Origin of the sequence: Photobacterium kishitanii (genome assembly GCF_000613045.3) — a bacterium.
Taxonomy (GTDB): Bacteria; Pseudomonadota; Gammaproteobacteria; order Enterobacterales; family Vibrionaceae; genus Photobacterium; species Photobacterium kishitanii.
This window is the reverse complement of the sequence record NZ_LN794353.1, coordinates 1,242,494-1,258,594: the sequence shown is the minus strand read 5'-3', so window position 1 is coordinate 1,258,594 and position 16,101 is coordinate 1,242,494. Positions and strand designations below refer to the sequence as shown.

The 16,101-nt window shown below is 37.0% G+C and carries 4 protein-coding genes; all 4 read right to left on the bottom strand.

Going from position 1 to position 16,101, the window contains the following annotated elements; translation table 11 throughout:
• Positions 1-28: 28 nt before the first annotated feature.
• Positions 29-3,373: a hypothetical protein gene (locus PPBDW_RS20570; protein ID WP_036792255.1), complete on the bottom strand. Its 3,345-nt coding sequence runs from the start codon at positions 3,371-3,373 to the stop codon at positions 29-31.
• A 104-nt stretch (positions 3,374-3,477) separates the two neighbouring features.
• Entirely contained in the window at positions 3,478-3,960 is a 483-nt protein-coding gene (locus PPBDW_RS20565; protein ID WP_036792252.1) for a DUF11 domain-containing protein, read from the bottom strand.
• Positions 3,961-4,254: 294 nt separating this feature from the next.
• On the bottom strand, positions 4,255-11,541 hold the full coding sequence (locus tag PPBDW_RS20560; protein WP_243423031.1) for an L-type lectin domain-containing protein: 7,287 nt from the start codon (positions 11,539-11,541) through the stop codon (positions 4,255-4,257).
• A 191-nt stretch (positions 11,542-11,732) separates the two neighbouring features.
• Positions 11,733-15,998: a right-handed parallel beta-helix repeat-containing protein gene (locus tag PPBDW_RS20555; RefSeq protein ID WP_036792249.1), complete on the bottom strand. Its 4,266-nt coding sequence runs from the start codon at positions 15,996-15,998 to the stop codon at positions 11,733-11,735.
• Between the last annotated feature and the right edge of the window lie 103 nt (positions 15,999-16,101).

The window sequence follows — 16,101 nt, the reverse complement described above, 5'->3', positions numbered from 1 at the left end:
TCCATAATAAAATGGAGGCTTGATTACTTTATTTAATTTTAACGATGAATTGACCTACAGCTTTATCACCAGCTAATAGAGTACCTACATCAAATGTAACATTTGAGGCACCAGCTACTACTGTAATATTTCCGTTGATATCACCACCGGTTGCTGTGGTTGGATTACATAAAGCACCAACATCTGCAACTTTCAATGCATAAGTAGCACTGGTTGGCATCTCTATCGCACCAACATCAGTTGTATTACGACAATCAGTTAGCCCACCAACAACACCGCCTACAGTTGCAAAATCAGTATATTCTGTAAGCTGATCTTGAATCAGTGTATTCATTGCATCGGTAGTACCTTGGTTCCAAGCTACTAATTTCCAAATAATACATTGTTCTGGCGCTATGCCATCAAATTGAACAACAAACTCTTTATCTCCATCAGGAGTACCATCACAGTCGCTATCCAAGGTTGCATACTTATACAAACGTACTTGACCTTCTACAATTTCAGTAGAATCTTGAGCGTTAACTGTAAGAGCTGAACCACCTGTTGTTTGAGCAGTAATATCAGTAATATTAACTAAACCATTAGGTGCGCTACTTGGTGTTAATACCGTAACATCTAGAGGTATTTGCTCACCAGGCTCTAAAGTAAACTCAGGGGTAGTATCCGCTGCGTTATCACAAATAACTTCAACAGTAACGACATTAATCTTATCGTTTTGCATTACTTGGATAGGACTAGGAGGCGTTCCTGCACAGACATTACCTAGCTCAGTATCTGCTACACCATCACCATCAGTATCAATACGAATTGTATTTGAGAAATCAGGCTTATTATTAGTAGATGTAAGTAGGATATCTTCTGTTGTATTACCAGTATTTTCTAATACATGGCTATATGAAGCAGTACCACCAGCTTCAACTTGGTTAGTGATTGCTGTTGGTGTAAGAGAAATTGCAGCTAAAGAACCCACATCAATTGACTCAACCTTACGGTTAGTTGCACCGGTTGATGTTGAAGTAACTAATATTGAAATAATATAGTCAAGATCACCATCAGGAGTTGGATTACCATCAATTGCATTAGCCTGATTACTATTTGCTAATGCCAACACAGCATCCGAAGGTACTTGGATTTTAGCAATAATATGTTGAACAGCATTAGGTGGTAATGTATCAGTCTGAGTTAATTCAGCACTGGTTGGTGCAGCAATAACAGCACCAGTTAACCCATTAGTAATACCATTATCATAAAACTTAACAGACCAACCCGATGGTAGCATTGCATCCCAACTTGTTGTCCCAGTATTATAACTTCCCTCTGGCGTTAGAATAAATGAATCACTTGTTCCACCTTTATTAGCGACATAGATATCAGCACTAACAATAGAGCCTAAAGGTACATCATTAAAATGATTGGCAACATCAGCATTAGTGAAACCATCACCTGTGTCTACAGGGTCAAGATCTACTGCTGGATCCATATCTGTTGCTGTAAATGGTTGGTTTGCCACATCAACTGTTGGTGCTGAAATCTCACCTAATTCTTCAGTTTTAGTGTCAACTACAGCACTATCACCATCAGACGTTGCACTTACAACCATTGTTGATGCTGTTGCTTTAGCTCCTGAACTTGCAGGTAATTTAGCAACAACACGGATCAATCTTTGGTTACAATTAATTGTAAATCCATATAGCGTTTGAGGAGTCGTATTGTCACACGTTGATGGCGGTATAATACCTGTATCATCAATACTGTCACTTGGTACTGAGGTATCCACTAATTTAGCTGAACCATCGGCATTCCAATATTCAACAATAGTATCAGTTGGGAATGTTGATGAACCAAGGTCATAACTTAGATCAAATGCATCAGCTACATTACCTTCGTTAGTAACAAGGTTAAAGAAGATAACCTTACTACCAGCAGCCGCTTTATCTACTCTTTGAGTATCATTCGCAGTACCGTCATCATCACCACCACCGTTACCAGTAAAGTCACCATTATGGTCAATACCTGTATCAGTAATCATTACACCATATGTGGTTTCAGAATTAGTCTTGGTTTTGTTTGACGTATCAGGCCCAGCAGTTTTAGGATCAGGATCATTACATTCACCAGGGCTAGTATAAGCACCATCACCATCTAAATCAGCACAACCATAAGCGGTATTCGAGAACTCAGTATCACCAGGCGTTAACGATGGTGAATAAGCAACATAGAAAGTCATCGAAATTTTAGTACTAGGATCTAATGATGTATCAACAGCGTACACACCAGCAACGCCAGTATCTGTTTTCGTTGAGTTACCATTAAGATCTAAACCACCATCAAGTGCCGCTTCACCATTATCAGTAGCATTACCATCTTGATCTAAATCAACACCATGGCTGCCTTCATCAGTAAGATCATCAGCAGTAGTAATTGGTGTATCACCATTGATACCGAGTAAACCAGAACTCGATGGATTATACGTACTACCCGTACTGGTTTTAACTAATACAGTACCTTCTGGAGCGCCATCAAATAGCACTAAGTTTTCAGCAGCAGTATTACCCGTATTGGTCGCTTCTATTTCATAACGAATTAAATTAACAGGTAAATCATTTGCCGGGTTACCATCAACATCAATACCTAATGCTTGCTCAGTACCTACTCCCGTAAGTTGAGTTGCTGTTTTTTGTATATTTACAACAGCATCTGTTGATACACGAATTAAATCGCCATTAGTATCAGGTGCTGAATCATAATTAATACCGCCATCAAGCACATTACCAGGAACAGGAGCTCCTGTACCAACATGGGCCTCTGCCTTTAATTGAACACCAAGAGTATCGGTGCTTAATGCTGTCACTGGTACTGCAGCAACTAACACCACATTATATGTGGCACCAGGAGCAACAGTAATGACTTGCCCATTAGGTAATACTGGCTCACCTGTATCAGCTACACCATTGCCATTTACATCATGATACATAGTAATACTATCAGCATTGATGCTATCGCCACCAGGAAGACGAGTATCACCTGTAGGTAAATCTTGACCATACGTTAATACATATGAATCATAGCCATTACCTGTATTTATTAATGAATGATTAAGATTGACAGGTTGACCAGGAGCGGCAGTTTTATCTCTATCAGCTTCTAACGTTGCACCATAAATTTGAGCAACGGTTACAACAGCTTCATTTGAATCGGCTTGGTATGGGTTACCAAAAGTATCTTCATACGATACAGATGCTAGGTTTTTTATTTCAGTTCCAGCGAGAGTTGAAGAAGTAGCTGCAAGGGCTTGGCTAGTAATAGTACCTGCACCTACCGTTATGAGTCCCGCTGCAACCCATCGACATATAGGCTTTAAATGCGTATTCATAAAGTGGTTACCTTTTTATAGGTCATTAAGTTAATTTACGATAATGTAGCTAAACCCTTGCAAATAGCATGGGGCATGACATTTCACTACCGTTTAAATAATTACTATTTAACTTCTATACGGTATGTGAAAATTTGTTTCTCCTTTGCGTTAATTGGAACACTTGGCATCCAACGAATAGCGGTGTACTTTTCTGGTGGAATAATTACTTCAACTTCTTCCCCATTTTTCATTACCATTCGTTTTACTGGCTCAGGTTCAAACGTTTGTCCTCCATCAATACTTACGACAAAATCAGATTTAATCTTGGTGTTATTTGTACCGGAAACAAAAAAAGTATTTTGTGGAATTGGCCCTGTAATAACGAGACCTTTTAATTGATCATCTGTATTATTGGTATAAGTTAACTTGTACTCTACTTTATCTTTTGGCAAAACTTCATCAGCAGGTTTTAATTTTTCCTCGCCTGCATCATCAGTCATCACAACATATGCATCCATTTGGCTTGATAGCGGTTCCATCTTTTCAGCATAAACCGAGAATGACATCACTACAGTAGCAAAAATAATTAGTAATAATTTCTTCACAGTACACCTCATCATTTAAAGTTACATTGCAGTTTCATCAATGCTAATTACGTGCCAAACATAAGTTATTAATTACTGTTATTTTTACTTTAATCAAATAGCAAATAAAAATGCAAAATGAAAAAAAATCAGTTTTGCAAAACAAAAAATAACATTAGAACAATGCACATTATAATAAAGTAGCCCTTTCTTATATCTTATATATAAGAAAGGGCCATAATGAGGGTTTTTATTTAAATCAGTCATTGAATTCATATTAACATCTAGAGTTAATATAAATATAAACTACATTATCTATTCTATTTTTACTCTATATTTAACGAAACCTTTCTCACCAGCAAGTAATGTACCAGTTAATACCCACTCCACATCACCATCATAACCACTTGTATTTAATCCATTTTTAAGAACAAGCGTACACATTGTTATCAAAGAAGGTAATAATACATCTCCTCCAGAACATTGAATAGGGTCATGTAAATATGTATAAAGAGGAACACTATCAAATAACTTAATATCCGTAATTTTACCTAGTCCAACATTACTAAAATGAATGGTATATTCTATTACATCATCGGGAACTGCCTTATTACTTATACTTATATCCGTACCTTGAGTAATATTCTGGACAGTTTTACTTATAAACAATTCACCAGCACCATTAAAAGCAACCTTTATTTGATCTTCATTTATAATGCCCCATTTTATTCCGTGTCCTGTATTTACATTATCAGAATATGTTATATCAGCTTTTAGGTCATATTTATAAATACTACCTAAAGGTGTCTCATTAGGTATAAATATCTTAATAATCAAACAAACATCTCTATTGTTTTCATCTACCGTTATATTATTTAATAGCAAACTTTCGTTACCTGTCTCTAATTTACCATTACAGTTTTCATCATGATAAATAGCAGTAGAGTAATTAATAGTGCTAGGGGTTTGACTCTTATTGATTATTGAAAAGTTAACATCACCATCAGTAAAAGACGTAAACTTATGAGTAAAATAAACTGCACTCCCTGGTATTACTTCTGAGAAATTATCAGATTCTAATACTGACTGTTTAACTTTACCGAAATTAAGATTATTAATAATATCGCCTGCTGATGGATTTAATAATACTTCGCTATCAGTAATGCTATTTGTCGATGATGATACTACTTGAGAAATAAGAGTGTTATCAAATTCACTAATATCTATCCAGTTGGATTTTTTTACCACTTTTAACAAAATATCACTATTGGCCACCTCAACAGGAAGAATTAATTGATATGAACCATTACCTTTAGTTATATTTGTTTGTATTATATCGTTATTATTATAATTTACCGTTCCTGAACCTTTATATATAGCTTGTACAATATAGCCAGCGATACCCTTTTCATTATTACTTTGTATACCATCATGAGCAATAGCGCCTGCGCCAACGCCATTATCTTCAAAGACAACACCTTGTAAAATAATTCGATTAAGTAGTTCAAAACGATGATCTTCGACTTCACCATCACTCGCCATACCTGAGGCTGTGTTACAATCCCCCGTTGAAGAACAAACACGTAAACGCATAACAGTATAACCATTGAATCCAGCTGCAGTTGTACCATTAAGAATGATAGGGATCGTATTTAGGCCATTAACAACTGCAACTTCCGTTGCTACCTGCTCATCCTGATCAGAAAAATCACCATCATTATTTAAATCTACCCAAATATTAATAACACCACTGCCGATAATATTTATCGATAGAGGAGTACTTGTTTCAACAACAATAGAAGCTGGTATAGCAAAATCTTCATCATCTAAACTATGGCTATCATCTGCATCACTATTGGGACTATGCCACGAGGTAAATTCAGGATCCCAGAACGTACCAATTTGAATATCAGCATTACCATCTAATGTCACATCAATATAAGGGTGTGAAACTTGTCCATAACTACTCTTCGCATCACCATAATCTATCGCTTCAACACAACCTGCGGCATCATTACCTTGTAATTGAGTTTCATCGGTATCCAGCATGAAGCTTGTTCGTTGAGTAATAACATTAATTTGATAAACACTCGCTTTAGTATTGAGATCTATCGTGCCATTATTGTCACTATCGTGATTTCCACCATTGGTAAAGGCATAAATATTAATCCAGTCATCAATAACTAAGCCTCCAGGTTGAAGCTTATTATTGCCATCAAGTGTTGGTTGAGCGCCAACAAAATTTAATGGTGCCGCAATTACTGCACCAGTATTAATATCAACGCTATATAAATTACCACCAACAAAATCAACTAAATAACCAAGTCCATTTTGAGCACTAATTGCAATATCAGCCCCTACATCAACATTACCACCACCAACCGACGTTCCCAATGTCGCAATATCTAACAAAACGGTTGTAAAGGTTTGTGTCGCGAGATCAACTTTAACTAAAGAATCCCAACTTGTTCGCCAAATAACCAGTGTCGATCCATCTTGACTAATATCACCCACTGTTGGCGAAGCTAACACTTTTCCTGGTGCTGATACATATCCTGTATGCCTTAATGCATCGCCGCTATTAAAGGTAAAGCTATCTCCTGTATCTAATCGTTTTATAGTTGATGTGCTTAAAGCCGTTATCTTTCCTAAATCGATAAAACTCGTGCCTATACGATCAGTTACAAATAAATGATGTTCGCGTTCGGTGGTTGACATGTCTGTAACTGCACCATAAAAAAGTCCGACATTACGATTAAAGCCAATAGCATTAATATTATTTGAATTAGGTAGACTTGTTATTGCAATAGGGCTAACTAATGAGGTCCATGACAAAGGATCGGAGGTAATATTTAATTCATTATAGCTATAGTCCGTACTCGCTTGTGGCTTACGTGTTTGGACAACAACATCACAAGTAGTATTAGGGATCAAATCTGACACTAAAATACGATAATCTTCCACTTCACCATCAGATGACAGACCTAAAGGTGTTGAACAATCATTTCTTCCACAAAGACGAAAACGAGCATAGGTATAACCAACATTAGCCGTCGCTGGTACTGGTATTGAGTAATTATTAACCCCTAAGACTCCGCTTGTTTCAGTCACCACTTGTTCGCCGGTATCGAGCCAATCACCATCTTGATTCCAATCAATCCAGCCATAAATATAAATATCAGTTTCAGGACGAACAGGATCTTCTGTTACGGTAATACTGATATCTGTCATAGTGTTAATTGTCATCGTTTGAGGAATATTAACACCGTCTTCATCAGGTATATTATTATCATCATCCGCTACTGCAGCAATATCTTGTAAAATACCAATATCAGCATCCCACTTATTACCTAACAATAAATCAATTTCGCCATCATCATTCACATCACTTTGGACATGCTGTGCACCACCATTTTGATAAGTGGTTTGATAATCTCTAAATCCTGTTGATGTCGTTGAATCAGGCGCATCACCATAATCAGAACCTAAAACATTCGGCGCAAAAGTAAAACACCCTTTTTGCAAATTCCATGCAGCGCCAGTACTACCAGTAAACCCAAAACGGACGGTATTCGTGCCTAAATCAGTCCGTATATTACGCGTAAATGTTCCTATTGTTTGCCCATCTAATTTATAACTAAAAATATTTGTTGCTGGGTCCCATTCAAATTGAGCAATATGATAACGACCGTCTTCTAATTCGCCGCCATTAACAGACGTCGCAGGTATCAATGTTGTCGCTGGTGCAGTGTTATATATCTGTCCATTTAAATATACCCCAGTATGATCAATATATTGCCCACCGAGGGCATCATCATTAGCACCAATAAAAGTATTATCAAAAGTATCAAATTCAAAGACAACAGAAGGAGAAACAGGTACTCCACCATTTACGGGCCCAACACCTAAGCCACCACCGAAGCCACCAATAGCATTAATTCCTCGTGGATCAGCAGATAATACAAAGGTCATTCCGTCAGCGCCTATTTCGCCAGCCGCCCCTCCAGAATTTGCACTGCGATCACCTAAATAAACCGCTAACTCCGCATACAGAGGTTGATTTAAATCGATAAAATCTAAACTCCATAAATACCCTTTTTTATCGCCAGCATTAGGTGTCACAATATATTCACCATTAGTATCAACATAAGCATCCTCTCCAGCATACGCTCTAGGAGCATCACACGTTGAAGGTTGAATAATATTAGTGATTGTCGGAGTAACAGCATCAGTGTCATCTTCACCATTACTAAAACCATTATTAGGTGTAGAATCAATATCTTGTACAGATGCCGTTTTAATTTCAGAATTAATTACACCTGCGGTCATGCTTTGAGGAGCCAGACGTATAATGGCGTAATCATTAAATCCCGTACCAATATTACCCAAATCAATAATACCAGTAGCAGGATCATATTCAGTTATCGTTAATGGCGTAACACCATCACCTTGATAGGCACGAACAAAGCTATAACCGGAAGGAATAGGAAAAGATAAGGTCGTATTAGAGACGATTGTAGCGCCCTTATTCATCACACTTGCAATAACATTAAATGGCACACCTAATGTCACTGTTGATAACGGATCGAGTCTTAATGTTAATTCCAGATCACCAATTGGGGTTAAGTTAATTAAATGATCTTCTATCTCACCGTCACCAGCACTACCGGTTGGATCTTCACAATTAGTTGCTGATGAGCAAACACGTAAGCGAATATAGGTTGTTTCAACAATAACGACATCATTCGGTACCGTAAAACTTAAACTTACATTTCCACTAGAATTTACAGAGGTCGTCGCACGTTCTTCAATTTCAAATGTTCCATTATTATCAAAATCAATCCACCCATAAAGATTATCATCACCAGAACTTACAACCGGTACGGTGATAGTGTAAGTGTCCCCTCCCACTAAAATTGAATTAATATCAGTTTGAATATACCCATCTTCATCATCCGGTCGAGCACCGTTACTATCATCACCGTCAGCAAGTAATGAGGCTTGCCCATCCGTTTCGCGATCAGGTAATAGCACCCCAAGATATGGCGCATCCCCTGTAATAAGATGTCGCGGCCCATCATTCGCTAATAACGTACCATAACTGATAGGCGCATCACCCCAATCAATTAAGATGGTAGCAAAACGACAACGAGCGCCATCATTTTGTCCTGTAGCCGAATTTGTTTGAGTGAAATTTTCAGCGCTATAATTATTAATTCCTAAATTAGGATCTGAAATATCTATTCTAACAATTCTTCCAGGAGATGGATTCTGAGCCGCATACATAAACCCCTGCTCATCAAAATAAATAGCTCCCCATCCGGCTGATGTTGTACCCGCCGTTCCAACATTCCCAAGATCTGTTCTTGCTCCTGTTGCTGGATTAAAACGATAAAGTTGAGCGGTTCTTGTTAAGGTATATAACTGATTATCTATAGGGTTAAATGCCCAATCAGCCATTGGAGGAGCAGTAATTGATGTAACGCCTATTTGTTGTAAATAAGTACTGCTGTTGGGGTTCACATCAATTTGATACATTTGAGTACCATTACTATGAACTAAAAATAAAACACCGTTATCATCAATATCACCACTATTGTAATTACTTTGTGCCATTGTTGAATTCGTGATAGGCAAAATAAACACATCACCATTGCCATCAATCATTAATACATCATCATTTTCACGAATATTATCGCCAATAATCGTATTGGTAATAAAATTATATCCACTACCACCAAACACGCCGATAGCGCTAGCAAGAACGTTGTTAAACAATGGTGTTACAGTCCCTTGTGCTAAATCAATGCTGGTTACATCTGTTGGGGCATTTTTTAATAAATACGCTAATTTAGAACACGTCGGATAGGGGGTATAAGAAAAATCTGCAAAGTTAACGTCGGTAACATTCGCCATAACATTAACCGCTTGAACATTCGCGCTACTCGAATGATGATTTATGGGATCGCCAATTGTCGCGCCATCATATCCACCCGCTAACGGATCAAACACCCCTACGGTAGGCGGACAAGTTGGGGTTACCATATCTATCTCTAGTGCAGCCTCATAGATATTATAACTACCGATAGGTACCGAAAGTTGATAAGCCCCCGTTACGGCATCGGAGGTTGTGGTATAACAAATATTGTTAACTGTATCGTGAGCGATAATATTAACCGCTATACCTAATCCAGTTTCATCCCCTTCTTTTATACCGTTATTTTTAGTCCCTGTTGTTGCGCCATTATCGTTAAATACAAATCCTGAAACGACGGGAGTAATCGATATTTGATAATCCTCTACTTCACCATTTTTAACCGCCCCATAAGCGCGCTCATCATTACCACTACCATCATCAGTTAAAATTGAGTCTGTAATTCTAAATCGTGCATAACTAATACCAATAGATGACGTTAATCCTGTCCACGATAGTGTTGCCGTTCCATCATTAGTGGATGATGTATCATTACAAGCGGCAGATGAATATTCGGAAACCTCAAAATCACCATTACGGTTAACGTCTAACCAAGCATGGACAATAGCACCTAGATCACCACTAATAGCATCATAATCATTACAAATGGCAGTTAAAGAGTGACTACTCCCAGCAACAATAATCGCGCTAGAAATGCCATCTTCATCATTCGTTGCTGTGCCTTCCATATCATCATCGGTCGCATTACCATTGGTATCTACACCATCAAAAAAAGCATTACTATCGGCATCTGGTGGCGTTGTTCCTAAATAAATAACACCATCTATTTGATGTGCTGGGCCACCTGTTGCAGCTAATGTTTCATAATTTCCAATATTAACCCCAACGCTAGGGTCTGGTGCGTCACCATAATCACAATCACTGCTGTCACTAACAACAAAATTAGTTCCGCCAAAATGATAATTATTAGCAGCGTTGTCATTAAAGTGAGTAGTATGAGCAAAATAAATACCATTGGCTGGATCAATACTTAATACTCCCGTCCGTACTGGCGAGGTTTCTATAACAGTACCGTCATCCTGCATTGTCGTTAACTGAATCGTAGTCGAATTATCAGATTGCACATACATTTTCATTCGATAACGTTTGAAAGTCGCGGTTAATCTCCCTGTAGTATTAGACATATTGTTAACCGATGCGTTGGTATAATTAATGGTTTGATTAGTACCATTCCAAGTTGCATGGCTACCAACCCATAACGCGTTATCACCAATTAATACACCATTCATATTTTGATGATCGGTTAACCAAAACATAGGGTCAGTATCACTATCGGCAACCCAACCGCCTTTTAATCGAAACTCAATTTCAATACCAATGGGATAGGTGAAACTACTTCCAGGTGAGAGGATTTCTAATTCAAAACGTTTAAGAGGATTACCTACCGAATTAGCTGCACTCGAAATAAGTTCATTACCTACAATAGACATACCACTGAATCCATCAGCAGGATCACTATTATAGTTATCTAAAGTAGTAATGCTGGCACCATCAATTGTTTGGCTAGAACTATTACAAATTAACTCAGCAGAGTTAATCAATGGTGAACAAAACAGACTACATAGAATAATGACATAAAATGCTTTTTTAAAATTATTAAATCCCACAATAATAACTCCAGAATATAGCGTAATATAAACTTAAGAAAAAGAATCAACTTTAAGAATATATGCAACTAATAAGCCAGAGTTTACATTTAAGAAAAACAAAAAAACAAACAGTAATGTCTTATTATTACTGCTTTTTATTCTTTATGGGATAGTTTTAATATAATCGCATTATGCAACTCATTTAAAGATTATTTCACTTTAACACGATAAATAACTTCTCCTTTACTTCCAGAAGACAACGAACCGACCAATTCCCATATAATACCACCTTCATAACCAATAATATTACTACCGTTCACCATTGTGATATTACAAGACAATCCAGTCGGTATTACGGCAATACTACAATCAATCATTGAATTAAGATCTGTAAACTCAGGCGTTGAGTCATAAAGCTTAATATCTGAAATATCACCTAACCCACTGTTAATGAAGTTAATTTTGTATTCTAACACATCACCAGGTTCCGCAGTATTAAGCACACCTTCACTGCCACCTTGAGTAATATTTTTTACCGTTTTGGTTATTTCTAGTTCACCACTACCACGAAAGTTAACGACAATAGTATCATTATCAGTAACATTACGTTGTATTACACTATTATTAAAATCCACTTGCGCATTAAGCTGGTATTTATAGACCGAATGTAATGGCATATTATCTGACATCATTACTTTTACTAAGATACAAACCTGTGTATTTGTGTCAGCATTCATGAGTATTGGATTAATGAGCGGATTATTTATCGTACTACCTAATTTACCACTACAATTAACATCATGATATAAAACATGATTATTTATATAACCACTAGAAGAATTATTTATATTGCTAATACTAAAACTAACATTAGCATTGGTATTCAAATAAAACTTATGACTAAAAACAATCGGAATATTAGGTTGAGCTTCGGTATAATTATCAGGTTGTAATATTGGTTCCCTTACCTTACCGAAATCTAAATCCGTTAAATTATCACCAGCAGTTGCATTAATTAGCACCATACTATCCGTTAAAGAACCATTGGTAACTTGAGTCATTAAACTCATATCACTTTCAGAAATATCGATCCATACCGCTTTTGATACCACAATTAATTTAATATCTTTTTGTGATAATTCTACTGGAATTGTCAGACTATAATGCCCATCACCCTTTGTTATTACCCGATCTATTTCTTGTCCCGTAACATAGTCAGTTATTGGCACATCATCATAAAAAGCAATAACAATAAAATTATCTAATCCTTGTTCATCACCATTTTGAATACCATCATGAGCAACAGCGCCACCTTGGCCATTATCTTCAAAAACTTTACCATTCAATACAATATCCATATCAACAGGTACATTAGCACTAAATTCTGAAGTATCTTGTAAAACGCCAAGTCCTCCTGTCACAATACGAGAAGCGATTACCGTTATTTCATCACCATTAACGAGTCCAGCAATTGGCATAACATGATTTAAAACTGAACCGACAATACCGCTAATAGTATAAAGATATTCTTCTCCTTCTCCTGCATTTTTAGCATCAGCACCAATATCACCAATACCCGCATTGGCCTTATACACTTCAAAGGTAAATTCACCAGTACTACATACATTCCCTTGTAACGTTAGATTAGTGCCATCATAAACTGCACTGATAATTTGAGGACGAGCTAAATTATTATTCGCGCCAGCACCTGTATTGTTATTACATAAATCACTATTAACAGAAACACCGTTACCTGTTGCCCCATTTTGAAGGTCTATAGCATTAGAATCATTATTATTAAAACTATTTTTAGTAATTAGATATCCACGAACATTAGTATTACCATCAATAGAAATGCCAGAATCGCCATTATTGTGTAATAGATTACATTCAATAATAGAATGACGACCACTACGGTAATGAATACCATCGCCTGCCACATTTTGAATATCATTACTGGTGACTGTTTGAAATAGATCCACATTAGACGTCAAGCTTTGGTTTATCCCATCTCCTGTAGCATCACGCAGTAAATTTCCTTGAATATTTAAGTAACTAGGAACTCCGCGACTAATCACAACATTGTGATAAGGAGTTGCTGCTGTAGATATTGTACCGAGTAATTGATTGTGAATAATCTGCCAATTAACCGTATTTGACTGCGCATTTAAATTATTTAACGATATATTATTATGAGCTGTTTTAATCGCATTATTTCGAATAATACCATTATCACCACTTAGCGTTCCGTTGCCTGAATTAGCAATAGCTATACCAGCACAACCTAACGATATACCACAGGTTTGTTGACCAATAACATCATTATTTCCTGCAGGATCAATACCGATTAAATTATTTTCAATTAATGTATCGGTAATATTTGCTGAATATATATTAATACCCAACGATCCGCCGGTTAATGACAGATTTTTAATCGTTGTATTATCAGCATTAATTATCACTAACTCAGCACTGTAAGGACTGCTGCTCGTTGCCATATCGATCTGTAATTCTGGTTTCATTAATGCCGGTATAGTTTCAGTACTACAACCAATACTACTTCCAACGGTTTGAGATGCTGAATAATTACCTGAGTTTGAATCGATAACAGTAACGCCATCACTATAACTATATGCTGTTCCATCTAATGTAGTATTCGCACCATTCGCTCCCGTAATTGTTGTTAATGATGACGTTGGTGTCACCACCCACCAATCAGCACTGGCATTCGTATCATTCGCTGGCACCGCTGGAACAAACCGCATTTCATTTGCACCTGAGATGGTATTGGCGTTAGTGATAAACTGCCTTAATGAACCTTGGGCTGAATTATTTATATTTGTTACTACATTATATGAAAAGCCAAAATCAAGATTATTTACCGCCGAGGAATTAGCAGAAAAAACAATCCGAGAAATATGCTCACGTAGTGATAAATTAGTATTAGCATTATTGTTTGATCGATCACCATCCCAGCCCCCAAAACAAACGCCGGTGGTATTAATTGGGGTTACGTCCGCAATTGCGTCACCATTAGCATCACAATAACTGGTAACAAAAGTACCATTAATATTATCGGTTAACGTTTTCGTATATGTTTGTTCAGCAACAGCAGCCCCTGTAGCAGGAGGATTTGGAGAAACAAAATAAGTAACACCTGGAATTTGGAGGAAGGAATAATACCCGTTAACATCTGTTGTGGTAGTGAAACTTGGCGAGCCATCTGCTGCATTAGGAATATTGTCACCATCGTCCGTATAAACATAAACACTGACACCATTAACAGCAACTTTATCACTAAGATCACCGTCACCATTTACATCGTCATAAACATGACCCGTTATATCTACGCAGCCAACACAAGTCATGTAATCTTCAATTTCACCGGCATTGTTTAACGCGCCTAAAGAACGAGTATCTTCATTACTACCTGTTGCCGTTGTATTAATTAAGGTTGAACTTATACGAACACGAGAGAAGTAATAACCATTAGCCGTTAAATCAGCAAGAGAATTCCATGTTAATGTTTGAGTAACATTATTTGTACCACCAGCAACAATATAAGCGCCACCAGGACCAGTACCATTTGTAATTAATTCATCGACATCAAAGGTACCGCTATTATCAAAATCAAACCATGCATATAAATAAGCATTTGATCCTGATGTATTAGTTGCATCAGCCGTAATTGAATAGCTGGTATCAATATATCGTACACTAGGATAAGTCACCCCATCTTCATCATCAGCAGCAATACCATAAAAATTACTGCCAGCATTTATATCATCAGCCGTTGCATCTGCATTCTGAAGCCCAGTATCGTCATCATCCGGAACATTTACCCCTAAATACGTCGTATATTCACTTTTTAATGCACGATGCGAGGGACCATTATCTCCTTGTCGAGTACGATAATTATTAGGCCCAGTTCCATTAGTGGCGTCAGGAGCATCACCATAATCTTGTAAGTAAGGTTCAAAATACACATCCATTTGTCCCCATGCTTCACCACCACCACCAACTTTAACATCTGCAGCTACAGTAAATGTCGTTCCTAATGGGACGATATCTTGATTAAATGTTTGTGTATGATTAGATCCTGTCTCACAATTTCCGCCAGCGTTATGGCCTCCATTTATTTGCTTTGTTACCCCATTGGGGAAATAAAATGTCGCTCGATCATCAGCATTTAATGTTCGAATTGTTCCTTTTTGAACAACAACATCCCCCATATAAAATGTTGATGATCCATTGAATGTTGCACAACCACTACCTGCATTTAAATAGTTATCACCATTTCTACCTGCAAATACTCGCATACAATAATATTTACCAACTGCGGCACAGGTTTGAAATACACCATTTGAAAAGCCACTATTACTAATAACTCGAGGTTGCTCTGCATTAATAGAAACGCTAAATAATAATAAAATAAAGGCTGTATTATGAATAATAATATTATGAAATCTATTCATAACACCTCCGATATATTTAAAACAGTAATAAGCCACTTTTATGTTTTAATTAAATACCCATTATCTCGTCTCATTTTATTAATAATTAGATTTTCCTTAAATT

Bases quoted from the DNA above. Each gene is read 5' to 3' on its own strand.
- PPBDW_RS20555 (WP_036792249.1), bottom strand. From the start codon at position 15,998: ATGAATAGATTTCATAATATTATTATTCATAATACAGCCTTTATTTTA.
- PPBDW_RS20570 (WP_036792255.1), bottom strand. From the start codon at position 3,373: ATGAATACGCATTTAAAGCCTATATGTCGATGGGTTGCAGCGGGACTC.